This window comes from Alcanivorax sp. (assembly GCF_019431375.1).
Classification (GTDB): domain Bacteria; phylum Pseudomonadota; class Gammaproteobacteria; order Pseudomonadales; family Alcanivoracaceae; genus Alcanivorax; species Alcanivorax jadensis_A.
The window spans coordinates 2,857,278-2,878,806 of sequence record NZ_CP080267.1 but is presented as its reverse complement, the minus strand read 5'-3'; the positions used below and the strand labels follow the sequence as shown (position 1 = coordinate 2,878,806).

Annotated in this window: 25 protein-coding genes; 12 read left to right on the top strand and 13 right to left on the bottom strand. The window is 58.7% G+C overall.

What is annotated here, in order from left to right; all coding sequences use genetic code 11:
- Positions 1–28: 28 nt before the first annotated feature.
- The 5 genes from KZ772_RS13465 to KZ772_RS13445 all read right to left on the bottom strand — a co-directional run bounded on the left by KZ772_RS13465 (position 29) and on the right by KZ772_RS13445 (position 3,746).
- Complete coding sequence (locus KZ772_RS13465; RefSeq protein WP_290537044.1) at positions 29–733, bottom strand: hypothetical protein; 705 nt, start codon at positions 731–733, stop codon at positions 29–31.
- A complete protein-coding gene (locus tag KZ772_RS13460) occupies positions 733–1,494 on the bottom strand; it encodes a hypothetical protein (RefSeq protein WP_290537043.1) in 762 nt (253 codons plus the stop codon). The genes KZ772_RS13465 and KZ772_RS13460 overlap by 1 nt, the downstream gene beginning before the upstream one ends.
- Positions 1,495–1,497: 3 nt before the next feature.
- Positions 1,498–1,704 (bottom strand): hypothetical protein, encoded by a 207-nt coding sequence (locus tag KZ772_RS13455; protein ID WP_290537042.1) that lies wholly within the window; start codon positions 1,702–1,704, stop codon positions 1,498–1,500.
- Positions 1,705–1,723: 19 nt separating this feature from the next.
- On the bottom strand, positions 1,724–2,947 hold the full coding sequence (locus KZ772_RS13450) for a DUF445 family protein (RefSeq protein ID WP_290537041.1): 1,224 nt from the start codon (positions 2,945–2,947) through the stop codon (positions 1,724–1,726).
- A 70-nt stretch (positions 2,948–3,017) separates the two neighbouring features.
- Positions 3,018–3,746 (bottom strand): Abi-alpha family protein, encoded by a 729-nt coding sequence (locus KZ772_RS13445; RefSeq protein ID WP_290537040.1) that lies wholly within the window; start codon positions 3,744–3,746, stop codon positions 3,018–3,020.
- 257 nt (positions 3,747–4,003) lie between these two features.
- Between KZ772_RS13445 and KZ772_RS13440 the strand changes: the two genes are divergently transcribed.
- From KZ772_RS13440 to dsbG, 5 genes are all read left to right on the top strand, one after another.
- Positions 4,004–4,207 (top strand): hypothetical protein, encoded by a 204-nt coding sequence (locus KZ772_RS13440; protein ID WP_290537039.1) that lies wholly within the window; start codon positions 4,004–4,006, stop codon positions 4,205–4,207.
- Positions 4,208–4,229: 22 nt separating this feature from the next.
- Entirely contained in the window at positions 4,230–5,678 is a 1,449-nt protein-coding gene (locus tag KZ772_RS13435; RefSeq protein WP_290537038.1) for a hypothetical protein, read from the top strand.
- A 133-nt stretch (positions 5,679–5,811) separates the two neighbouring features.
- Positions 5,812–6,324 (top strand): DUF4136 domain-containing protein, encoded by a 513-nt coding sequence (locus tag KZ772_RS13430; protein ID WP_290537037.1) that lies wholly within the window; start codon positions 5,812–5,814, stop codon positions 6,322–6,324.
- Between the two features lie 34 nt (positions 6,325–6,358).
- Positions 6,359–7,168: a TlpA disulfide reductase family protein gene (locus tag KZ772_RS13425; RefSeq protein ID WP_290537036.1), complete on the top strand. Its 810-nt coding sequence runs from the start codon at positions 6,359–6,361 to the stop codon at positions 7,166–7,168.
- On the top strand, positions 7,165–7,716 hold the full coding sequence (dsbG, locus tag KZ772_RS13420) for a thiol:disulfide interchange protein DsbG (RefSeq protein ID WP_290537035.1): 552 nt from the start codon (positions 7,165–7,167) through the stop codon (positions 7,714–7,716). The genes KZ772_RS13425 and dsbG overlap by 4 nt, the downstream gene beginning before the upstream one ends.
- 150 nt (positions 7,717–7,866) lie before the next feature.
- Here the strand turns inward: dsbG and KZ772_RS13415 are convergent, their stop codons facing one another.
- From KZ772_RS13415 to pyrR, 3 genes are read right to left on the bottom strand one after another with little or no spacing between them, the layout of a single operon-like run.
- Positions 7,867–9,171: a dihydroorotase gene (locus tag KZ772_RS13415; RefSeq protein WP_290537034.1), complete on the bottom strand. Its 1,305-nt coding sequence runs from the start codon at positions 9,169–9,171 to the stop codon at positions 7,867–7,869.
- Positions 9,140–10,147, bottom strand: a complete 1,008-nt coding sequence (locus tag KZ772_RS13410) for an aspartate carbamoyltransferase catalytic subunit (RefSeq protein ID WP_290537033.1) — start codon at positions 10,145–10,147, stop codon at positions 9,140–9,142. Before KZ772_RS13410 ends, KZ772_RS13415 begins: the two co-directional genes overlap by 32 nt.
- A complete protein-coding gene (gene pyrR, locus KZ772_RS13405) occupies positions 10,144–10,653 on the bottom strand; it encodes a bifunctional pyr operon transcriptional regulator/uracil phosphoribosyltransferase PyrR (RefSeq protein ID WP_290537032.1) in 510 nt (169 codons plus the stop codon). The genes KZ772_RS13410 and pyrR overlap by 4 nt, the downstream gene beginning before the upstream one ends.
- Before the next feature lie 323 nt (positions 10,654–10,976).
- On the opposite strand from pyrR, the gene KZ772_RS13400 reads away from it, so the two are divergent.
- Positions 10,977–11,549, top strand: a complete 573-nt coding sequence (locus tag KZ772_RS13400; protein ID WP_290537031.1) for a cytochrome b — start codon at positions 10,977–10,979, stop codon at positions 11,547–11,549.
- A 31-nt stretch (positions 11,550–11,580) separates the two neighbouring features.
- A complete protein-coding gene (locus KZ772_RS13395; RefSeq protein WP_290537030.1) occupies positions 11,581–12,171 on the top strand; it encodes a YceI family protein in 591 nt (196 codons plus the stop codon).
- Positions 12,172–12,231: 60 nt separating this feature from the next.
- Here KZ772_RS13395 and KZ772_RS13390 read toward each other — a convergent pair whose 3' ends face one another.
- From KZ772_RS13390 to gshB, 5 genes are all read right to left on the bottom strand, one after another.
- Positions 12,232–13,635 (bottom strand): hypothetical protein, encoded by a 1,404-nt coding sequence (locus KZ772_RS13390; protein ID WP_290537029.1) that lies wholly within the window; start codon positions 13,633–13,635, stop codon positions 12,232–12,234.
- The gene (ruvX, locus tag KZ772_RS13385; protein WP_365870275.1) at positions 13,635–14,036 is read right to left on the bottom strand and encodes a Holliday junction resolvase RuvX; all 402 of its coding nucleotides are present in this window, start codon (positions 14,034–14,036) and stop codon (positions 13,635–13,637) included. Before ruvX ends, KZ772_RS13390 begins: the two co-directional genes overlap by 1 nt.
- Before the next feature lie 172 nt (positions 14,037–14,208).
- A complete protein-coding gene (locus tag KZ772_RS13380; protein ID WP_290511744.1) occupies positions 14,209–14,769 on the bottom strand; it encodes a YqgE/AlgH family protein in 561 nt (186 codons plus the stop codon).
- A gap of 276 nt (positions 14,770–15,045) precedes the next feature.
- Entirely contained in the window at positions 15,046–15,921 is an 876-nt protein-coding gene (locus KZ772_RS13375; RefSeq protein ID WP_290537028.1) for a TonB family protein, read from the bottom strand.
- A gap of 64 nt (positions 15,922–15,985) precedes the next feature.
- Positions 15,986–16,939 carry a glutathione synthase gene (gshB, locus tag KZ772_RS13370; protein ID WP_290537027.1) on the bottom strand — a complete coding sequence of 318 codons (954 nt, stop codon included), beginning with the start codon at positions 16,937–16,939 and terminating at the stop codon, positions 15,986–15,988.
- Positions 16,940–17,182: 243 nt separating this feature from the next.
- Here gshB and pilG point away from each other — a divergent pair, with 243 nt between their 5' ends.
- The 5 genes from pilG to KZ772_RS13345 are packed head-to-tail and all read left to right on the top strand — an operon-like array spanning position 17,183 to position 21,525.
- Positions 17,183–17,566 (top strand): twitching motility response regulator PilG, encoded by a 384-nt coding sequence (gene pilG, locus KZ772_RS13365; RefSeq protein WP_007148837.1) that lies wholly within the window; start codon positions 17,183–17,185, stop codon positions 17,564–17,566.
- Between the two features lie 32 nt (positions 17,567–17,598).
- Positions 17,599–17,967 carry a twitching motility response regulator PilH gene (pilH, locus tag KZ772_RS13360; protein WP_062815157.1) on the top strand — a complete coding sequence of 123 codons (369 nt, stop codon included), beginning with the start codon at positions 17,599–17,601 and terminating at the stop codon, positions 17,965–17,967.
- Between the two features lie 15 nt (positions 17,968–17,982).
- Positions 17,983–18,531, top strand: coding sequence for a chemotaxis protein CheW (locus KZ772_RS13355; protein WP_290511741.1), 549 nt, complete (start codon positions 17,983–17,985; stop codon positions 18,529–18,531).
- A gap of 59 nt (positions 18,532–18,590) precedes the next feature.
- Entirely contained in the window at positions 18,591–20,615 is a 2,025-nt protein-coding gene (locus KZ772_RS13350; RefSeq protein ID WP_290537026.1) for a methyl-accepting chemotaxis protein, read from the top strand.
- 31 nt (positions 20,616–20,646) lie between these two features.
- Positions 20,647–21,525 carry a CheR family methyltransferase gene (locus KZ772_RS13345; RefSeq protein ID WP_290537025.1) on the top strand — a complete coding sequence of 293 codons (879 nt, stop codon included), beginning with the start codon at positions 20,647–20,649 and terminating at the stop codon, positions 21,523–21,525.
- The last annotated feature ends 4 nt before the right edge of the window (positions 21,526–21,529 follow it).

Below are 21,529 nucleotides of genomic sequence, written 5' to 3'. Positions count from 1 at the left end.
CTGCGTTCTCTGTGGTCAATCAATTCCGTTATTTTTCCTGCACCCGCGACGCCATGGGCCGCACCTTCAGGTCCTGCAGAGGCAGGGTCAGGCGGGTGTCGGTGAGGATGATGGGCAGCTCCCGGTTATCGGGAATGACCCGGGCATCGAACACATTGGTGATCGGTGCACTGACTTCCTTGTCCAGATCGATGGCGGTGTGCAGGATGGTATCCACCGGCGGATGAATGGTCTGATTGAAACCCACCTGCACCGGGCCGTCATAAACAAAGCGAATCCGGGTATCCACCGGGACCTTCAGCGACACCGGCACATCCAGCTTCAGGGGGAGCTCCCCTTCTATGGGCATGCGCGGCAGCCATTTGGAAATCAGTTTGGTGTCCCCCTCGATGGCTACCGTGGTCTCGATGGGAATCACATCCTCGTACTCGATGGTCATGCGCAGGGGCACCATGGTATCCAGGGCCAGGTTGGCCTTGTAGGTGCCTTTCAATGGCAGCGGCAGGGCATTGTGCTTGAAGGGGACATCCACCTCCACACGACCTCGCAGGGTGATGGCCGCCTCTTCCTCGGCGCGAGTCTGCACAATCAGGGTTTCCGGAAGATGCAGCAGCGCATACTGGTCTTGCAAACCGATGCCAATAACAATGCGAGTGTAGAGCACAAATCCCAACACCAGCCCCACTACGATCACAGCCAGGGCTACCCAGCCCCACAGAACCCAGCGCCCCATCAGGGCTGCTCCCCATCCGGTGCCGTTATCTCAGCCTCTTCGCTCACCTTTGCGTCATCACTATTCCTGAATGACAGCCCCACTTCCCGCAGAGGCAGCTTCAAATCCATTTCCGCGATCAGTGCATCCGCCGGTTCCAGAATGGTGGCGCTGGCACGTAGCCTGGAGCGCACCGGCACCTGCATGGCGCTCTTCAGGGGAATCGATGTTTTTATATTCGCCTTCAGCGGTACCGACAGGTCTTCGAGAATGTCCACTTTCGCGGGAGCGTTGAACTGCAGTTTGACAAGCTGATCCACCGGCACATTCACATCGATGGGCACATCCGCTTTCACGGGTAGCTCGCCCTTGATCGGCACAGTGATCCACTTACCCAGCACCCGGGCACGGACTTCACCATCCACGGGAATAATCTGATCCAGCTTGATGGTGTCTTTCAACGGCACATTCATCTTGATCGGCACCGCATTATCGAAGCCCACCTGCACATCCAGGGTCTCCTTGACGGGCAGGGTCAGGGTCTGGTCGATCGGCACCGTGGTGTCGATGACGGTATCAATCATGATGTCCAGATCATCAAGAATGTCGATACCCACCGACATGGGCTTAGGCACCACCACGCTGGCCTGCTGATCGCGCAACAATAATTCCGCGCCCAGATTTTTCCATATCCACCAGGCCAGATAGGCACCAATGGCCAGGGCGATGATCAACAGTACACCGGCACCGACTACAAACGATTTGCGAATGGTAATTTGCATAAATCAGCGCTCCGCCTTGCCGATATCGGGGGCAGCCCCTTCATGCAAATGGCGCAACACCTCCTGGGCGATCTGCTGACGAATTTCCTCATCTACCGCCTGCTCCATGCGGGCCCGCAAACGTCGCCGCGCCCGTCGCCATGACCACACCAGACCTGCGGCAAAACACAGCGCACATAACAGGATCCAGATCACCATCAGCGTAGACATACATCACTCCCGGACAGCATCAAGAGAACATCACCAGTAACTGGAACACACCGACCAGGAAGCCAAGAAACGCCCCCACTGCAATCAGAATCCATTCATCCTGTTCAAACGCCGGGCGCAGCATGCCTTCAAACTCTTCCGGTTTGAGACTCTGCAAACGGGTGGACAGGGTGTTTTCCAGATCCAGCGCGTCGTTGGCATAGTTTTCAATATGCTTGAGAGTGTCCGGCAAACGACTGACCAGCTCTGCGACCGCTGACTCCTTCATTTCCCGGTAGTTCTGGGTGCCCACCGCAAAGGTGACAAAAGGCTTGGCAAAGCTGGTCTGCTCATCCACCGCTTTTTGTACATGCTTGCCGATCATGGCAAACACCTTGTCGGAGTAAGGCCCCTTGAGAATCCCTTCGATAATGTTGGCCGGCGTCAGCACATAGGACGACACCAGGCGACCATAATCCCTTGCCACTTCATCCTGCCGCTTCATGAACAGGCCCTGCACATTGAACGGACCCAGACGCATCAACTCCTTGGGATTGAAGATCATCTGCAGGGCAATCCAGTTGGTGGCATAGCCCACCGCCAGACCGAAAACCGGCAGCAGCCAGGAGCCCTTGTAGAAGATCCAGGTGATCATCTGGAAGGTGCCAAAAATACCGCCAAAATAAAGGCCGGAACGGCCGATAAACTTAAACTCCGCCGCCCCCACTTCCTGAAAAATACGGTTAAGCAGGGCCTTGTCCTTGGTCAGATTGGTGATCACCATGTCTTTGAGATCGTACATCTGTGCGATGTTGATCTTGATCTGTTTCATGATGTCGGAAATCAGACCCGGCGCTTCTTTCTTTACCCTTTTATAAACCTGCTTTTTCACCATCTCTGGCATGGATTCCCACAGACCCGGCTCGTGCTGGACCATGATGGAATCCACCACATCCTCAATCATGCCGTTAAGGGGTGGCTCCAGTTCACTGGCCACCCGCTCCGGATCAAGGCGAGCAAAGATTTCTTCCTGGGTAATCAGGTAGGTGGTAATGGTGTCCACGGAGATTGCCGCCATCTTGGCGGCCCGTCGGGGAATGATGCCCTGCCAGCCAAGCAGCGGCGGTTTGCCGAAAAATTCCACCGGATAGAACATCATCTTGATCGCAATCACGTTAGTGGCATAACCCACCACCGCGCTGATCAATGGCATGGATAAATACAGCCAGATGTTATCGGCAAACTCGTTGATATACGCTTCCATGTTGCCTCGCTTTTCGTTCTTTTTGAGGAGTCTCTAAACAACCCCTTACTTTATTTCAGCGCACAGGTTGCTATCCGGAGCAGGCCGCCCAGAATGCCTTGCCAAAAGCTGAAAGGTGTGCGGTTTCACGAATAAAGACCGGCTTAAGCCGGGAATCTTTACGCATCTGCTCGCAGGCGGCGCGCACCTCCGAACCGTTCTCGATGGCTTCGTATTTTGCTGTCTGTTTATTGTCTTCGGGGCCGCCATCGAGCAAACCCAACGCAAATAAATGCGCGAGATAATGCGGCACCGCATCGGCAAGCATGACACCACTTTCATTGCCTACACGGCTCAGAAATGACATCACCCGGTTGTCGCTGTTCTTGAAACGACCACCCCGTGCCACCAGATGACTGATAGCAATATCGGAGCCGTCCGACAGGGCGGTGAGGATTCTCACTTCGTCGGGAAGCAGCTGGTTAACGATGCGTCCGTAAACTCTTGCCGTGGCGCTTTCCGGTGTCTGCTCCAGTGACTGGTCTGCAAGCGCCGCAAACCGGGCCTGCAAGGATTTGTCTCGCCCCTCCCCATCACCGGATGATGTCTGCGCCGGCTCCGGCAGATAATGATGGCTGTTCATCCCGCCCAGCCGCGACTGCAGGTCCTCGAACAACACATCCTCGACGGCACGCGCCTGATCCAGCACATAGTGACCGCCTGGCGCTCGCGCCATAGCCTGTCGCATTTGCCGGACAAGCCGCCCGGCCCAGGGTGTTGTGGCGGGCCTTATTTTCTTTACTTTTTCTTCAGCCAACATTGCCTCCGTGGCAGCCCCGTTTCCAAAAGGCTATTGGTTCCATCAGTTACACCGTCATTAAGTATCACTGTTTCGGGGGGTCAACAATGCTGGCAAGAATGTCGATACAAAAATCCCACAGTCGCTTAATGTTATGTGTACTTTCTGTTTGCTCTCGTTTGATACAGTGCAATGACGGTGTTTTCCCGAATCGATTTTTCGCAGCGATTTTACGATTACGGACACCCCATAACGGCACACCAAAAACAGGATCGATCATGAATAACAAGGACGCCATCGAACGCATGCATCAGCGAGTCGGGTTTCTTTCCTATCTGCCCGAACCGGTCACTCAGGATATCGACCGGGCAGTGGATGAGTATCTGGAAAGCGAAAAGAGTCGCCTGGAAAAAGCCATCGAAACCGGCATTCAGGCCTTGCCTCTCTGGCTGCGCAGCATTGCCCGCAGCGCCCTTCGCTAATCCCCGCACCAAGGATGCCCACATGAACGACCTGACCTCGAACCTGGAAATACAGATTGAACTGGAAAAACTCGACCAGTACCTGACCCTCGACCACTCGACCTGGCAGGCATTGGCGGACGCGGGTACCAGCAACCTGCGTGAGCTGCGCGAACATATCGAACAGGAGATGTACGATCAGCACCGCAAGGGCTTTCAGCATCTGGCCAGCTGGACCCGCTGGCTCTCCATCAAGCAATTGGCAAAACTGGCTTATGCCATCGGCGCCAAGATGGCCGCCCGCCTGGTCGGCGAAATGGATCCCTACTTCGCTGTAAAAGTTGCCCGACGGCTGACCCCGGATTTTCTCGGCGAGATTGCCGCCCAGGCAGACCCGCGCAAGATTCGTGAAATCATTCGACGGCTCCCCGCGGAAATAATCCGCGAAGTGGCACTGAAACAAATTCAGGAAAAACAATTCCTGCTACTGGGCCGTTTTGCCGACGCCCTTTCCGCCCCCTCGATTCGTGAAGTGGTCAACGCGGTGAAAGATGATGGTGCGCTACTGACCATCGCCTTCTACATGGAAAACACCGCCCAGCTCAGCAACGTGATCCGCATGATTGATAACAGTCGGCTAGCCAGCATCGTTCGCTCCGGCACCGAAAATGTGGAGCTATGGCCCAAGGCCATCTGGGTCATTGATCATGTGGAAGGCGAACTGAAAAGCCGGCTGGGCAATATCATGGCCGAGCAAGACGAACGCACCCTGGACTCCCTGGTGGATGTGGCTCACCGCCAGCAATTGTGGGGGCCGGTACTGCGTGCTCTTTCTGTGATCAATCCTCGTTACCACCGCAAGATCGTCAATCTTCCCTCGCTGCGCAACAGCACCGTAATCACCGAGCTGGTGAATGCCGCAGTCAGCAAGAATCTGCTGGAAGAAACCTTGCCTTTGGTGAAGGCCATGCAACGCGATTATCAGGAAGTGGTCGCCCACACCGCCCTGCGCCAGGGCGAGGAGGTCGCTGACGCCGTGGTGCAAGCTGCCCACCAGGCCGGCCACTGGGATCTGATTCTGGATCTGGCCCAATACCTGGGTGACGATGAACGCAACATGCTGGCACGCCTGCCCAGCACGCATAACCCGTCGATCATCGAGGCGCTGATGCGCAACGCCGCCAAATCCGGCAAGACTGGCCTGCTTCTGGATTTTGCCCGCCGCTTTCACCGCGACGGCCTGCAAACCGTGGTGGAAATCAGCCTGCGCGACGGCGGCGACCTGTTGCAGGCATTCCTGGATGCGGCACGGGATACGCGTAACGGCTGGCAAGCCATTGCCTCCGCCGTCAGCGTGGTGGACGCCCCGGACATGCTGCGCGACATTGGCCGCATCTATCAGCGCCAGAACCCCGAGGATCAGCAGGCTTTCCGCGAGGCCGCCAACGAAACCGGCTTCTGGTCACGGCTGGAACAGGCCCTTCCAGCCTGACCGCCTGAACCCTTCGCCCGCGCAATGGTCATACCTGTTGGCCCCGGCAACACTCTGTCGGGGCTGATCTTTCACGGTATCGTGCCATTCCCCTGTGATACTGGGGGTACTCATTGCAACCGGGAGAAGAATCATGCGCTGGTTTTTCCTTTCAATCAGTCTGCTCCTTGGCGCCTGCGTCAGCCCGGTGGTCATCGACAGCCAGGAAGGCGCCAGCCTGAACCAGTACCGCAGCTATGCCTTCGTGGAACAGAACGAGGATCAACCGCGAGCGCTGGATGATCAACGCGCCCGCTCTGCCCTGAAAACCGCCCTTGCGGAAAAGGGCCTGACCCCCGTTACTTCCGGGCCGGCCGACGTGCACGTCAGACATTTCTTCAAGCGCGAACAACGCTACGACGGCTCGGTATTCCAGTTCGGTTTCGGCTTCAGCCGCAACAATGTAGGCGTGGGCACCACCACCCCGGTGGAAGGTGATATCACCGAAGAATACAAGCTGGTGGTACAGATGGTGGATCCGGCCAGCAACAATGTGGTCTGGCAGGCCACCAGCCGTGACCGCCTGTATGACGAAATGAGCAGTGAACGTCGCAGCGAACGAATTCGCAAAGCCGTTGATGAAATGTTCCAGCGCTATCCAGGCTGACCGGACGACGCACCGTAGGTAGAAGGACCACCCCTTGGACGCCATCCTGATCGGCCCGCTGGCATTGCCGGCGGGTACTGTTGTTGCTCTCATCACCTTTTCCACCGCCGTGCTGGCCAGCCTCTGGTGGCAGTGGCGTGGCAAGCCGGTGGAAAAGTGGCTGTGGCTGATCACCCTGTCAGCTTTAATGAGTGCTCGCCTGGCCTTTGTACTGCGCTACCCGGATCAATATGCCGGCCTGCTGGCCATGGCGGATATTCGTGATGGCGGTTGGTGGTGGCCCGGAGCACTGGCAGCGTTACCGGTGATCGCACTGTGCCTGTGGCGGCGGCCGGAATTGCGCCTGGCATTACTCTCCAGCACCGCTGCGGCAATCATGGCCCTGGGCATTTCCCTGATTACCCTGCACAGCATGAGCCCCGCCGCTGCTCCACTGCCGGATATCACCCTGGAAAACCTGCAGGGCACCCCTGTTCCCCTCAAACAGCTGACCCAGGGGCCCACCCTGATCAATCTCTGGGCTACCTGGTGCCCACCCTGCCGACGGGAAATGCCGGTGCTGGCCAACGCCCAGGCTCGCTATCCCAACGTCCGCTTCGTGCTCGCCAATCAGGGAGAAACCGCCCAGGCCGTGCGCGACTATCTGATCCAGGCCGAGCTGCATTTTGACCTGCCCCTGCTGGACCCGCAGATGGCACTGGGTCACCATGCCGGCAACGGCGGCTTGCCACTGACACTGCTGTTTGATGGCGACGGCAACGAACTGGCCCGCCACTTCGGCCCGCTGTCCCGGGCCAGCCTGCATCACTTTCTTACCAGCCACCTGGATGATCCTCGCCCATGAAAATGCTAATTCTGCTGCTGTCCTTGCTGCTACCACTGTCCGCCGTGGGCGAACCCGCCGACATGGACAGCCTGCTGGCACGTCTGGAAAGCAGCAGCTGGGTTGCCGAAGGTGCCGAATCGCCACAGCGGGTAGCCTATGTGTTCACCGACATGGCCTGCCCCTACTGCGCCCGGCTATGGGAGAACATGCAGCCACTGGTCAACCACCCGGACAATACCCTGCAGGTGCGCCATATCATCGTCGGCCTGATCCACCCCAAACGCAGCTTCACCCAGGGCGGCGCCATCCTCGCCGCCCCAGACCCGGCGGCGGCCCTGGCGGAACACGAAGGCCACTATGACGACGGCGGCATCCGCCCGCTGGCACGGGTCCCCGACGCCATCCGCAGCCAGATCCACAACAACACCGCCCTGATGATCGGCCTGGGCCTGCAGGGCACCCCGGCACTGGTATTCGAAGATTCACAGGGACGCTGGCGGCTGGCGCCGGGAGTGGTTGGGGTGGAGGCGTTGCGGGCGGAGGTGTTTCAAATCAGTGAACAGTGAAGAGTTAACAGTGAATAGCTCGCGCCCACAGGCATCTGGGCACTGAAACGCAAGAGGCCGCGCCCGGAGTTCAGGCGCGGCCTCTTGCGTTAAGGAACAAAGAACCCATCCCGCGAACTGTTAACTATTCACTGTTAACTGTTCACTGAATCAGTCCGTCAGCCAACTCACCTTGCCCTGACACACCGTCAGCTTTACGTTGCCCTTGAGCACCGCGCGGCGCCAGGGGGAGTTGTTGCCGGCGGACAGCCAGTTTTCGGCGTAATCCTTCTCGGCGCTGGCATCCAGCACGCACAGGCTGGCCGGGCGGCCGGTTTCCAATTGGCCGGCCAGGATGCCCAGGCAGCGCGCCGGCGCGGCAGTGATGGCATCCAGGGCGCGGGGCAGTTCCAGCTTGCCGTCTTCCACCAGTTGCAACACCAGACCCAGCAGGGTATCCAGCCCGGCCATGCCCGGCTTGGTGGCCGGGAAGGGCGCCGCCTTGCTGGAGGAGCCGATGGGGGTGTGCTGGGAGCAGATGGCATCGATGGTGCCGTCGGCCACTGCTTCCAGCAGGGCCTCGCGATCCGCCGCACTGCGCAGCGGTGGAATCACGTGGCAGTGGCTGTTGAAGCCTTCCAGGGCCGACTCATCCAGCAGCAGGTGCTGGATGCTCACGTCCGCCGTCACCGGCAGGCCGCGGCGCTTGGCGGCACGCAGCAGGCGCAGGGAGTCGCCACTGGATATCTGCTGGAAATGGGCACGCACGCCGGTGGCTTCCACCAGCAGCAGATCCCGGGACAGATCCACACTTTCCGCTACTGCCGGAATTCCCGGCAGCCCCAGACGGGTGGCCACCGGTCCCTCATGGGCACAGCCACCGGCGCTCAGCGCCGAATCCTGGGGCCGGAACATGACCGGCAAATCAAAGGTCGAGGCGTACTCCAGGGAACGTTTGAGCACCAGGGCACTGGCCACCTTGCGGCCCGCATTACCCACCGCAATACAGCCGGCCTTGGCCAGGGTGGCCATTTCCGCCAGCTGATCGCCGGCCAGACCCTGGGTCATGGCAGCAATGGGCATGATCCGCGCAAACCCGGCCTGGCCGGCCTGTTCGCGAATCAGCCGTACCACGGCGGTGGAGTCCACCGGCCCGCAGTCAGGCTGAGCCACCAGATGGGTAATGCCACCGGCGGCGGCGGCACGGGTTTCGCTGGCGATATCACCGCTGCGGCCACTGCCGGGCAGGGACAGGTGCACACAGGCATCCACCAGGCCGGGCAGCACCCAGTGGCCTTCGGCGTCCACAATGTCCGCGCCGGGCGCATCCAGGCTGGCGCCGATGCGCACCAGTCGGCCGTTTTCGATCAGCAGGTCCGCCACTTCGTCACGGCCGCTGGCCGGGTCGATGACCCGGCCCTTGCGAATCAGGATATTGGCTTTCTTACTGGCCACGCTCACCTCCTGTGCGGCCATGGGCGCTGCTTTCCTGGCCGCTGATGGCCATGGACATGACCGCCATGCGCACCGCGATACCGAAGGTCACCTGGTTGAGAATCACCGAGCGGGGGCCGTCCGCCACTTCCGAAGCGATTTCCACGCCGCGGTTGATGGGCCCGGGATGCATGACGATGGCATCCGGTTTGGCCAGCTGGAGCTTTTCGTTGTTGAGCCCGTAGAGACGGAAAAACTCACCCTCGCTAGGCAGCAGGGCAGAATCCATGCGCTCTTTCTGCAGGCGCAGCATGATCACCACATCCACATCCTTCAGGCCCTGGGCCATGTCGGTGAACACGTTGGCACCAAGGGCTTCGGCATCCACCGGCAACAGGGTTTTCGGGCCAATGAGACGCACTTCATCGGCACCAAGGATATTCAGGGCATGGACCTGGGAACGGGCCACCCGGGAGTGCAGGATGTCACCGACGATGGCCACCTTGAGCCCCTCGAAACCGCCCTTGTAATGTCGAATGGTGTACATGTCGAGCATGGCCTGGGTGGGGTGGGCATGGCGCCCGTCCCCGGCGTTGATCACCGCCACATTGGGGGTCACTTCGTTGGCGATGAAGAAGGGTGCACCAGAATCCTGATGGCGCACCACGAACATGTCCGCCGCCATGGCTTCCAGGTTACGCAGGGTATCGAGCAGGGTTTCGCCCTTGCTGGTGGCGGATTTGGCGATGTCCAGGTTGAGCACGTCGGCGCTGAGGCGCTGGGCCGCCAGCTCGAAGGTGCTGCGGGTACGGGTGCTGGATTCGAAGAACAGATTGACCACTGTCTTGCCGCGCAGCAGTGGCACCTTCTTGATGGACCGGCCACCCACGTCCACAAAACTGGCGGCGGTATCAAGAATATCTTCTAGCAAAGAGCGGGGCAGGTGCTCGGTAGTCAGGAAATGGCGTAGCTTACCGTCGTCGGTCAGTTGTACGCGGGAGGATGGCGCAAGCGTCATTCTTCAGGCCTTGTGTCTCGTATCTCCGCCACAAGGGGGGCGGGCCCGCGTAATTCTACCCGCTGATGGGGGGGCAATGCCAAAGTTTCGCCGCAAATATCGGCACGGATCGGCAATTCCCGGTGGCCGATATCGAACAGCACCACCAGGCCGATGGATGCCGGACGACCGAAATCGAACAGTTCGTTCATGGCGGCACGGATGGTGCGGCCGGTCATCAACACGTCGTCCACCAGCAGAATATGCTGCCCGTCCACCTCGAAAGGCAATTTTGACGGCGACACGGTACGTTTGAGCCCGCGGGTATCAAAGTCATCCCGGTAGAAGGCCGGGTTCAGGGTCCCCAGCGGTAACGGCTTGGCCAGCTTCGCGTTCAGTGCCCGGGCCACCCAGGCCCCGCCGGACTCGATCCCCACCAGCAGCGGAGCCCGCTCACCGTATTGTTCGGTGATGGCTCTGGCCATGGTGTCCAGGTGTGTCTGCAGTTGTTGTTCGTCCCAGCTCAAGGGGCTCTCCAGAAGATTCTCTTAACTGTAGGAGCCATGCTTGCATGGCGAAAGACCAAGCATGGCGCCTGTTTCCTCAAGAATAAAGCCTCAACCGCAATGTTAGGCTGGTGCTTATGCGCGAATGAGCCCCTTTGGCGTGCAAGCAAAGGCAGATGACCACCAATGATCCGATCAAACCGTTCAGTTTTTTGGGATGGCAGTCACCGCCGGCGAGCTGGAAGATGTAAAAACGCTGCGCGTCGGCGGTAAGTTTTGTAAAGAGTGGAACCCGTCTGGCGGGCAACGCTCCAACCATCAGGAAGAACGGGTAGGGTACAGGGATGCATCTGCGCAACGACTCACAACGGTTCGGCCTTATCACCATCGCGCTGCACTGGCTGGTGGCCATTACGGTGGTGAGCCTGTTTGCCCTGGGCCTGTACATGGTCGATCTCACTTACTACGACGATTGGTACCGTAGCGCCCCACATCTCCATCGCAGCGTGGGTATCCTGCTGTTTCTGGTAATGACTTTCCGGTTGCTGTGGCGGCTGGTATCTCCGCCCCCGCAAGCCCTGCCCACTCACCAGCGCTGGGAAAGAATCAGCGCTCACCTGACCCACTGGGCCCTGTACCTGCTGCTGTTTACCGCCATGATCAGTGGCTATCTGATCACCAGCGCCGACGGCTCCGCCATTGATGTGTTCAACTGGTTCGCGGTGCCCTCCATTACCGGCGACCAGAAAGGCCTGGAAGATATCGCCGGGGACATCCACGAGATCGCCACCTGGGCAATCATCATCCTCGCCGGCGTGCATGCCCTGGCCGCGCTCAAACACCACCTGCTTGATCGAGACGACACCCTGCGCCGCATGCTGGGCATGGCGCCCCGTGACCCTGACAACCTTTCCTGACAACCTTTAATCCAAACGGAGTTCGATGCTTATGTTGACGTTAGCAAAGAAAATCACCATCCCCGCCCTGGCCTTACTGCTCAGCAGCATGGCGTTTGCCGACAAACCCGGCGGCACCTATCAGTTTGATAAAAAAGGCGCCCACCAGTTTGTCATGTTCAAGATTTCCCACCTGGGCTACAGCTGGCTGTACGGTCGCTTCAACGACTTCGACGGCAGCTTCACCGTGGACGCAGACAACCCGGAAAACAGCAGTGTGGAAGCCACCATCCAGGTCGCCAGCCTGGACAGCAACCACGCCGAGCGCGACAAACACCTGCGCGGCGATGACTTCCTGGACGTGGACGAATACCCCACCGCCACTTTCAAGAGCACAAAGATTGAAAAGACCGGCGAAAAAACCGCCAAGATCACCGGCGATTTCACCCTGCACGGCGTCACCAAGCCGGTCACCCTGGATGCCAAACTGCTTGGCTACGGCGATGATCCGTGGGGCGGTTACCGCATGGGCCTGGAAGCGTCCACCACCCTGAAACTGGCGGACTTCGGCATTACCTATGACCTGGGTCCGGCATCGGAAACCGTGGATATCATTATTTCCGTGGAAGGCATAAAGCAATAAGCCCCCGAAGCAAGAACCCTGAGAACTGCGGGAGCCATGCTCGCATGAGCTCCTGCAGATTCAGAAAGGACGACCAAGACGCATGATTGTGTCTTTATCCTGAGGGATAAGTGGATCCAGGAAATGTCCTTCCTTGTCTCTCGGGAAGCGACGATCGGGAATAAACGCCACGACACCCGGGATGTCATCACGAAAGAGAACCTTCTGCTCAACCTCCACCCTTTCAACATTACGAGAGAACAGATTTATTCTGGCAAGCTTTCCATTTGTATAATGGTATTCCCGTCTTTTCCGATCCGAGACATGAATGGCTTTTATTTTATCTCCTTCATGGGTGAACTCGCGCCCCGGATCTCCCTGTGGGTCAAGCATCGACTGAAGCTGGCCGTTTTCGTCGTAAACAAAATCCGGAAACCCATAGATCGTGTCATCACTGCTAAACCAGATTTCATCATCACCAGCACCAAGGAAAATTTCCCCGGCAGGCCTTCCCTCTCCATCAAAGTCATAGACTTTCATGAGCTGATTTGAAGCAGGCGGATTCTGGCTGGCATCACCATCCTGCAACTCGCCTTTTTCTGGAAGCCAGGTCAATGTCCGGTAACGGGTATCAACAAAGCTGTCATTGTCACCATAGCGATCAATGATCACCCGACTTTCCAGATCCCCAGGCAACCACTTGGCCACTTTTTTCTGGTAGCCATTGCCGGCATAGACGGCGATATTCGGCACACTGACGGAATCCGAATATTCAGGAGATGGATCTACCGTGACAACAAACTCAAAGCCGGCCTGCGAGCCCCCCGATAACTCCGTGGTTTGAATGTGAGAAAGAAAAGGAGGAGCCGTTGTTATCTGGTCATTCTCTCCATAGAAAACCACATGCTGGGATTGCCTCCAGCCACCGCCCTCAAGCGCCCGCTGGCTAATCGTCATCCTGTAACCAAGTTGGTACCTGGCTGGGCAAAACTCTCCCTTGCAAAGCACTTCTTCCCTGACGAGTTGCTTTCCTTTCCAGCGCGGACAGACTGAAAGTCGGCCATCGCTTTCAATATCGAGCTGTTGGAGGGCAAAATTTCCATCACCATTCGTACCCATGTTTTGCACTACGGACAGAAGCGCAGGAGGAAGCGGGTTTTCAGATTGCTGATATTGGCAGGTCAGCCCTCCCGCACGCACATCATCGCCCGTTCCCCACTTACCATCATTACCGGGGTCCACAACAAACCGGGAACGAATGACATTACTTGCACCGTAGTCGAAAACCTGCATTCCTTTAACCACGCCGCCCTCCCGGTAGGTCACGGTATCGGGAACCGGCGCATATGATCCGGTAGCAGATTGACCATCACCGCTTCCGCCGCCACCGCAGCCTGCTGCCAGAATTGAAAGAACAACCACAAGGGTCAACGACTTAGCTTTCGTTTTTTCTCTCAAACCCGTCTTCCCCCACATAATTTCCATTAAAAAATCTGTGCATCGCCCGCAAAGAATCCTTCGGCAATAATCACCGCTGCCATGGAATCCACTCGCGAGTCGGCTTTCTGAATCCCGGTACGTTCCCGCGCTTCACGAGTGCTTAATCGTTCATCCACCAGCCACACCTTCATACCAAACCGGCCCTTCAATCGACCCGCAAATTTCTTGGCCCGTGCTGTAGATTCGCTTTCACTGCCATCCATGTTCAACGGCAGGCCAACCACCAACGCTTCCGGCTCCCATTCCTTGAGCAGGGCCGCGATGTCTTCCCAGTTGGGTTGTGTATTTTTGCAGGGCAGGGCCTTTAACGGCGTGGCGGTGCCCAGCAGGCTGTTACCGCTGGCCACGCCGATTTTTTGGGTGCCGTAATCGAAGGCGAGAATCATGAGGGGCAGTGAACAGTGAAGAGTGAAGAGTTAACAGTTGCGCGGTCTTGCACTTCTGTTTCTGCAAGGCCGGCAGCCGCGCACAGGCGATGGGCGCGGTGCACGTCATTGAAGAAGCTCAAAATCCATTCCGCGTAACTGTTCACTGTTAACTATTCACTATTAACTGGTTTCAACTGTGCCCCGCCTGCGTCGCAATCAAACTCATATCCACACCGATACGCGCAGCGGCGGCTTGCCAGGTTTGTTCGAAGGGGGTGTCCAGGACCAGTTCGCGGCTGGCCGGAGTGCTGAGCCAGGCGTTTTCCACCAGCTCCTGCTCCAGCTGGCCGGGTTCCCAGCCGGCGTAGCCCAGGCAGATCAGCGACTGCTCCGGCCCTTCACCAATGGCGATGGCTTCCAGAATATCGCGGCTGGTGGTGAGCATCAGACCGTCGCTGAGCGGCACACTGGACTGCCAGTGGGTCGATGCCGCGTGCAAGACAAAACCGGCCTCCTGCTGCACCGGCCCGCCAGCGACCACCCGGTGGCGCTCCGAGGGCGGCACCTCGATCTCGATGTCCATATCGCTGAGGATATCGCCCAGACTGATCTGCACCGGGCGGTTGAGAGTCAGCCCCATGGCCCCCTCGCTGCCATACTCAACGATATAGGTGACGGAATGTTCGAAGTTGGGGTCGGCCATCTGCGGCATGGCCACCAGCAACTGGTGTTTGAGGCTTGTGTTGTCCATAGGGACAGTATCCGGGGCAGGGGGGAGAGCTGCAAGCGTCGGGCGGCTTGATCGGCGCCTTTTCCCCCTGTAGGAGCACCTCTCGAGGTGCGAATCCGAGCCACAGCGAAGGAAACGTGCAACGGTAACCACCGGATCCTTCTAATGAGACCTGTCGAATGCTGACAGGCCTGATCGCCCTGCGGGCGATTTCCGCGCAAACGCGGTTCGCCATGCAAGCATGGGCTCCTACAGCGGCTTCGTAGAAATGACGAAGTCCTGCGTAGCTAGTAGCTATTACTTCGACGACACCCGCTGGTTCTTGTCGAACTTCCAGGTGCGGATGATTTCCAGCACATCCATGTTCTTGCGCATCTCAGCCGTAAAGGCATCGAAAGGGGCGGCGAGGCGCACGCTCTGGATGGCGGCCTGGTCCAGGAACTTGTGGCCGGAGGACTTCAGCAGACGCACTTCCTTGAGCTTGCCATCCTTCTGGATCGCCACCATCAGCCGCACGGCACCGAAGGTGTTGCTGTTCAGCGCCTGGGACGGGAAGTTGCGGGTACCCATGGCTTCCACCTCACGGCGGAAGCTGTCGATGTACTGGGCTTCGTAGTGGGCCTTGGCGGATACCGAGGTCAGGCGACGGATGCGCGGGCGCTTGGCATAGGCCTGCTTCTGGGCGTCCAGCCGGGCCTGCAGGCTGGCGATCTCCCGGCTCAGGTCTTGCAGGTTTTCCTGTTTGGCCACCTTGAGGGGCTTGGGATCTGTTTTTTCCTGCTGGTCCGCTTTCACCTTGTGGTCGCTGGTGCGGGCGGTGGTAATGACCAGCAACTGGGACTGACGGTCGCGGCGTTCGCGGGTGGTCTTTTCTTTGAGCTGCACGTTATCGAGCTTGTTGTCGGCGAAATCCACCTGCTCAGTGGTGGTCAGCTCCTGCTTCTCAGCCAGGTCGCCGGAGCCCTGCTGGTTACTCTGCGCGATAAAGTCCGCCTCGTCCGGTTCTTCATCGCTGCGATGCTGGGACAGGGTGACTTCCAGGGTATGCGGGGCGGCGCGTTGCTTTTCGGGGGCAAAGCTGACCCCGAAGATGAGAATGCCGTGGAACGCCAGCGCCAGGAACACCGTAAAGGTGAGGCGATCTGAGGCACTGACGGGTGAATTGGCTGCCATGGTTTCTTCTTTTTGTTACTGCCTTTAAACGGCCGGAGAGTGTGCCCCGGACCGTACTCATCGTCTATGACGGCTGCCGCAACTCCAGCAACATGTCGAACAGCTGGCCGGCAATGTTGATGTCGAAAATCGCGTCCAGCTCGCGAATGCAGGTGGGGCTGGTCACGTTAATCTCAGTGAGGTAATCACCGATCACGTCCAGGCCCACGAAATACAGTCCCTTGCGCTTGAGCGTGGGCCCCACCTGCTCACAGATCCAGCGATCGCGGTCGCTCAGCTCGCGGCCCTGACCGGTGCCGCCGGCGGCCAGATTGCCACGCAGCTCGCCTTCCTTGGGGATCCGCGCCAGCGCATAGGGCACAGGCTCGCCATTGATCATCAGGATGCGCTTGTCGCCCTCGGTGATCTCCGGCACGAAGCGCTGGGCCATGATCGGCGTCTTGCCGTGCTGGGTCAGCACCTCGATCACCACAGAGATATTGGGGCTGTCCTTGCGCACCCGGAAGATATTGCTGCCACCCATGCCGTCCAGCGGCTTCATCACAGTGTCACCAAACTCCCGTACAAAGTCGCGCAGCAGCCCGGACTGGCTGGATACCAGCGTCGGCGCACAGCACTGCGGGAAGTCGGTGGCGAACAGCTTTTCGTTGCTGTCGCGGACACTGCCGGGCCGGTTTACCACCAGCACGCCTTCCCGTTCCACCTTTTCCAGCAGATAGGTGGCGTAGATGTACTCCGCGTTGAACGGCGGGTCCTGGCGCATCAGGATAATATCCAGATCGGCCAGATCGTAATTCACGGCGTCGGCCAGACGGTACCAATCGTCGTTATTGTCGGTGACGGACAGTGCCCGAGTGGCCGCAAAGGTGCGACCATCGCGCACATACAGATCCGCCGGCTCCATATAGAGCAATGACCAGCCACGTCGTTGCGCTTCCAGCAGCATGGCGAAGGTGCTGTCTTTCCAGGGTTTGATTTTGGCGATGGGGTCCATCACCACACCAATACGCAGGCTCATGGGGTCTCCACAGACAATAAAGCAGGCCGGGGAATGTTAGCAGCGCTGAACGCCTACCGCTATGCAGGGATGCGCGGGGCATTTTCCCAAGTTTCATAGGGTCTTATAGATTGATTGTAGAATCTGTGTTAAAAACTTCGCTTGGGCTCGCATCGCTACAGACCCCGCCCATCGAATTACTAGAAAGGCCAAAAATTACAATAAGTTGCGGCCAACAACGGTTCACGGTTAAAGGCAGTTTCCATGACTGACAATTTCCAAGACCTCAAGGTAATGGTGATCGACGATTCCAAAACCATCCGTCGTACCGCTGAAACCTTGTTGAAGAAAGCAGGTTGTGAAGTGATCACCGCCACCGATGGCTTCGATGCCTTGGCCAAAATCGCCGACAGCAAACCCAACATTATTTTCGTCGACATCATGATGCCGCGTCTTGACGGGTATCAGACCTGCGCCCTGATCAAGAACAACAGTGCCTTCAAGGCCACCCCGGTGATCATGCTGTCGTCCAAGGACGGCCTTTTCGACAAGGCCAAGGGGCGGATAGTGGGGTCCGACGAGTATCTGACCAAGCCGTTTTCCAAGGACGAGCTTCTCGGCGCGATTCGACAGCATATCAACGGTTAAGCGACAGCGTCGCTGAGCCTGAAGAGGATAAGATGGCACGTATTCTGATTGTGGATGACTCTCCTACCGAAACCTACAAGTTGCGGGAGATTCTGGAAAAGCACGGCCACGAGGTACTCGAGGCCGCCAACGGGGCCGATGGCGTGGCCATGGCCCGCTCCGAGCTGCCCGAACTGGTACTGATGGATGTGGTGATGCCGGGCCTTAATGGCTTCCAGGCCACCCGCCAACTCACCAAGGGCGCAGACACCGCGCACATTCCCATTGTTATCGTCACCACCAAGGATCAGGAAACCGATCGTGTCTGGGGCAAACGCCAGGGCGCCAAGGACTACCTGACCAAACCGGTGGACGAGGATGTGCTCCTGCAAACCGTCGATCGCATGCTGGCCGACGGCTGATATCCGGAGCCCCTGATGAGCGCAACTGCTTCCGCCGCCTATATCCAACTGGCCGACTATAACCGTCGCTGCCGCGAGCAGGCCAAAGACCTGCCCATGCAGCAGGATGCGGTCAGCTACTGGAGCGGCGTGGGCTTTGTGATGGATGGCAAGAAATACGTGGCACCGCTGGATGAGGTTTCCGAAATCCTGTCGGTGCCGGCCTACACCCGGATTCCCGGCGCTCGTAGCTGGATGAAGGGCGTGGCCAATGTCCGGGGCCGACTGATGACCGTGATGGATCTCAGCGGCTTTCTGGAAAAGAGTTCGCCGGTCCAGGAAAAGCGCCGACGGTTGCTTGTGCTGGACCAGGATGACTTGTACACCGGCATGACGGTGGACGAGGTACTGGGGATGCAACATTTTCCCATTGATGAATTTGTGGAATCACTGCCGGTCAGCGATGCCAGCGTCACACCGTTTGTGCGCGGCGCCTACCGGCGGGACGGGGAGTACTGGTCCGTGTTCAGCCTGACCCGGCTGGCAGAGGATCCGCGCTTTATGCAGGTCGCCCGCACCGGCTGAGCTGTATATAAGCATTTGGGGTACATAAGAAGAGCGAACGCCAGGCCAGGAGCCAGACTATGAAGTTCAATTCGGGAGCAATCTTTGACAAATTGCGGGGGGGCGCGGAAGGCAGCACGCTGAATATCGCGCTGTATATCGGCCTTGCCGTCTTTATCGTCCTGGCGGTGGTGAACTTTCTGCTCTCCGCAACAACGGCGAACAAGGCCCAGGAGAACATTACCCTGGCCTCGGATATGCGGGTTATTTCCCAGCAGATCGCCAAAAACGCCCTGGAAGCCGCCGCCGGCAACCCGGACGCCTTCGAGCTGTTGTCCAAATCCCAACAGAGCTTCCAGGCCGCCTGGGACGACGTCAAGGACGAGCCGGTTGGCAATGCGCAGGTGAAAGAGCGCCTGAGCAGCCTGTGGTCCGAAGTGAACAGCAACGCCGGCATTATCCTGCGCGGGGAAGATACGGTTCTGGATCTGCACGAAGTGGCAGACACCCTGGCCCAGACCATTCCTTCCCTGCAGGCAGAATATGAAGGCGTGGTGGACATTCTGGTAGCCACCGGCGCCGAGCCGGATCAGATCGCCTTTGCCCAGCGCCAGTCCCTGCTGGCCGAGCGAATCCTCAGCTCCATTTCCAAGGTACTGGAAGGTGGTGACGGCGCGGTAATCGCGGCGGATGCCTTCGGCCGTGATGCCAGCCTGTTCGGCCGGGTCATGAACGGCATGATCGAGGGCGACGAAGCCATGGGCATTGACCAGGTCAACGACCCGGATGCCCTGGATTACCTGGCCGAGATTGCCGACCTGTTCGACGAATTCGTTAACCAGTCCGTGGATGAAATCCTGGAAACCGCTCCCGAACTGTTCCAGGTACGTAACGCGGCCGACACCATCTTCCGTCGCTCCCAGGACCTGCTGCAGGAATCCAGCAACCTGAACAACCAGTTCGAAGGCACCACCAACACTTTCTTCCCGTCCGTGACCCTGGGTGGCGTGTCTGCTGCCATCGCGGTGCTGCTGTTCTTCCTGATCATGGCCCAGCGTAACCGTCAGGCGGCAACACTGAAGGACGAACTGGAAAGCGAGAACCAGCGTAACCAGGCGGCCATTCTGCGACTGCTCGACGAACTGGGTGACCTGGCGGACGGTGACCTGACCGTACAGGCGACGGTAACCGAGGACTTCACCGGTGCCATCGCGGACTCCATCAACTACTCCATTGACCAGCTGCGCAGCCTGGTACAAACCATCAACAACTCGGCGGTACAGGTAGCGTCGGCGGCACAGGAAACCCAGTCCACAGCGATGCACCTGGCCGAAGCCTCCGAGCACCAGGCCCAGGAAATTGCCGGCGCCTCCGCGGCGGTGAACGAAATGGCGGTGTCCATTGACCAGGTATCCGCCAACGCCGCCGAATCCGCCGCGGTAGCGGAACGGGCGGTAGCCATCGCCAACAAGGGCGCCGAAGTGGTACAGGCCACCATCCACGGCATGGACACCATTCGCGAACAGATCCAGGAAACCTCCAAACGGATCAAGCGTCTGGGTGAATCCTCCCAGGAGATTGGCGACATCGTATCCCTGATTAACGACATTGCCGACCAGACCAACATCCTCGCATTGAACGCCGCCATTCAGGCGTCCATGGCCGGTGAAGCCGGCCGGGGCTTCGCGGTGGTAGCGGATGAGGTACAGCGCCTGGCGGAACGTTCCGCCGCCGCAACCAAGCAGATTGAAACCCTGGTAAAAACCATTCAGACCGATACCAACGAAGCGGTAATCTCCATGGAAGCCACCACCGCCGAGGTGGTGAAAGGGGCCCGCCTGGCGCAGGACGCTGGTGTGGCACTGGAAGAAATTGAGAACGTATCGAAAACCCTGGCGGACCTGATCCAGAACATTTCCAACGCGGCGCGCCAGCAGGCAGCGTCAGCGGGTCACATCTCCAACACCATGAACGTGATCCAGGAAATTACCTCGCAGACCTCCGCCGGTACCACCGCCACCGCGCGGTCCATTGGTAACCTGGCCGAGATGGCGCAGGAGATGCGTAATTCCGTTGCCGGCTTCCGCCTGCCGGAGCACTCCTGATCCGGCTCGCGCCGGCTAAAGGAGTGATGCTATGGGTGCTGCCGTGACAGACCGCTGGTCCATCAAAAGCACGCCCGCCATGGATGCGGAGCAGTTCCAGCTATGGCAGGCGCTGCTGGAAGAACGCACCGGCATGACCCTGTCCAACGAGCGCAAGACCTTTCTCGAAACCAGCTTGAGCATTCGCATGCGCGAGCTGGGCATCGAGGACTATGACACCTATTACGAACACCTGATGGTCGGCTCCACCGAATCCCGGGCCATGGAATGGTCGGTGCTGGTGGACAGGCTCACCGTTCAGGAAACCAGTTTTTTCCGCCACCCTGGCTCCTATGCCCTGGTGGAGGAATTCGTGCAGCGCTTCAAGGCGGAACAACCTGACGGCGCCAGCCTGGATGTGTGGAGCGTGGGGTGCTCCACCGGCGAGGAGGCCTACTCCCTCGCCATGGTGATCAATGAGCAGCTGACCGGCAGTGACCGCAAACTGTTCTACGGCATCACCGCCACCGATATCAGCCTGCCGACCCTGGCCAAGGCCCGTAAAGGGGAATACCCGTTACGCCGGGTACTGCAGGTAGATCCGCAATTGCGGGAAAAATATTTCCAGCCCAGCGGCAATGAGCAAACCATGGCGGTGGCACCCGTGTTGCGCGAGCGCATCTGTTTTGCCCGGCTCAACGTGCTGGATCTGAGCACTGCGCCAATGAACGACATGGATCTGATTTTCTGCCAGAACATGCTGATCTACTTCCGCCGCTGGCGGAAACGCCAGATCGTCAACCGGCTGGCGGAACGGCTGGCACCCGGTGGCATTCTGGTACTCGGTCCCGGGGAAGTGACCGACTGGCAACATCCGGATCTGGAACGCATACATTTCGCCGATACGCTGGCCTTCCGGCGCTGTCGATAAGCGC

Coding starts and splice junctions, on each gene's coding strand:
- dsbG (WP_290537035.1), top strand. CDS start 7,165: ATGAAAATGCTAATTCTGCTGCTGTCCTTGCTGCTACCACTGTCCGCC.
- KZ772_RS13460 (WP_290537043.1), bottom strand. CDS start 1,494: ATGCAAATTACCATTCGCAAATCGTTTGTAGTCGGTGCCGGTGTACTG.
- KZ772_RS13465 (WP_290537044.1), bottom strand. CDS start 733: ATGGGGCGCTGGGTTCTGTGGGGCTGGGTAGCCCTGGCTGTGATCGTA.
- ruvX (WP_365870275.1), bottom strand. CDS start 14,036: ATGATTCTCGCCTTCGATTACGGCACCCAAAAAATCGGCGTGGCCAGC.
- KZ772_RS13450 (WP_290537041.1), bottom strand. CDS start 2,947: ATGGAAGCGTATATCAACGAGTTTGCCGATAACATCTGGCTGTATTTA.
- KZ772_RS13345 (WP_290537025.1), top strand. CDS start 20,647: ATGGGTGCTGCCGTGACAGACCGCTGGTCCATCAAAAGCACGCCCGCC.
- KZ772_RS13440 (WP_290537039.1), top strand. CDS start 4,004: ATGAATAACAAGGACGCCATCGAACGCATGCATCAGCGAGTCGGGTTT.
- KZ772_RS13390 (WP_290537029.1), bottom strand. CDS start 13,635: ATGGAAATTATGTGGGGGAAGACGGGTTTGAGAGAAAAAACGAAAGCT.
- gshB (WP_290537027.1), bottom strand. CDS start 16,939: ATGAGCCTGCGTATTGGTGTGGTGATGGACCCCATCGCCAAAATCAAA.
- KZ772_RS13435 (WP_290537038.1), top strand. CDS start 4,230: ATGAACGACCTGACCTCGAACCTGGAAATACAGATTGAACTGGAAAAA.
- KZ772_RS13455 (WP_290537042.1), bottom strand. CDS start 1,704: ATGTCTACGCTGATGGTGATCTGGATCCTGTTATGTGCGCTGTGTTTT.
- pilG (WP_007148837.1), top strand. CDS start 17,183: ATGACTGACAATTTCCAAGACCTCAAGGTAATGGTGATCGACGATTCC.
- KZ772_RS13400 (WP_290537031.1), top strand. CDS start 10,977: ATGCATCTGCGCAACGACTCACAACGGTTCGGCCTTATCACCATCGCG.
- KZ772_RS13380 (WP_290511744.1), bottom strand. CDS start 14,769: ATGGACAACACAAGCCTCAAACACCAGTTGCTGGTGGCCATGCCGCAG.
- KZ772_RS13350 (WP_290537026.1), top strand. CDS start 18,591: ATGAAGTTCAATTCGGGAGCAATCTTTGACAAATTGCGGGGGGGCGCG.
- pilH (WP_062815157.1), top strand. CDS start 17,599: ATGGCACGTATTCTGATTGTGGATGACTCTCCTACCGAAACCTACAAG.
- KZ772_RS13415 (WP_290537034.1), bottom strand. CDS start 9,171: ATGGCCGCACAGGAGGTGAGCGTGGCCAGTAAGAAAGCCAATATCCTG.
- KZ772_RS13375 (WP_290537028.1), bottom strand. CDS start 15,921: ATGGCAGCCAATTCACCCGTCAGTGCCTCAGATCGCCTCACCTTTACG.
- KZ772_RS13430 (WP_290537037.1), top strand. CDS start 5,812: ATGCGCTGGTTTTTCCTTTCAATCAGTCTGCTCCTTGGCGCCTGCGTC.
- KZ772_RS13410 (WP_290537033.1), bottom strand. CDS start 10,147: ATGACGCTTGCGCCATCCTCCCGCGTACAACTGACCGACGACGGTAAG.
- KZ772_RS13445 (WP_290537040.1), bottom strand. CDS start 3,746: ATGTTGGCTGAAGAAAAAGTAAAGAAAATAAGGCCCGCCACAACACCC.
- KZ772_RS13355 (WP_290511741.1), top strand. CDS start 17,983: ATGAGCGCAACTGCTTCCGCCGCCTATATCCAACTGGCCGACTATAAC.
- KZ772_RS13395 (WP_290537030.1), top strand. CDS start 11,581: ATGTTGACGTTAGCAAAGAAAATCACCATCCCCGCCCTGGCCTTACTG.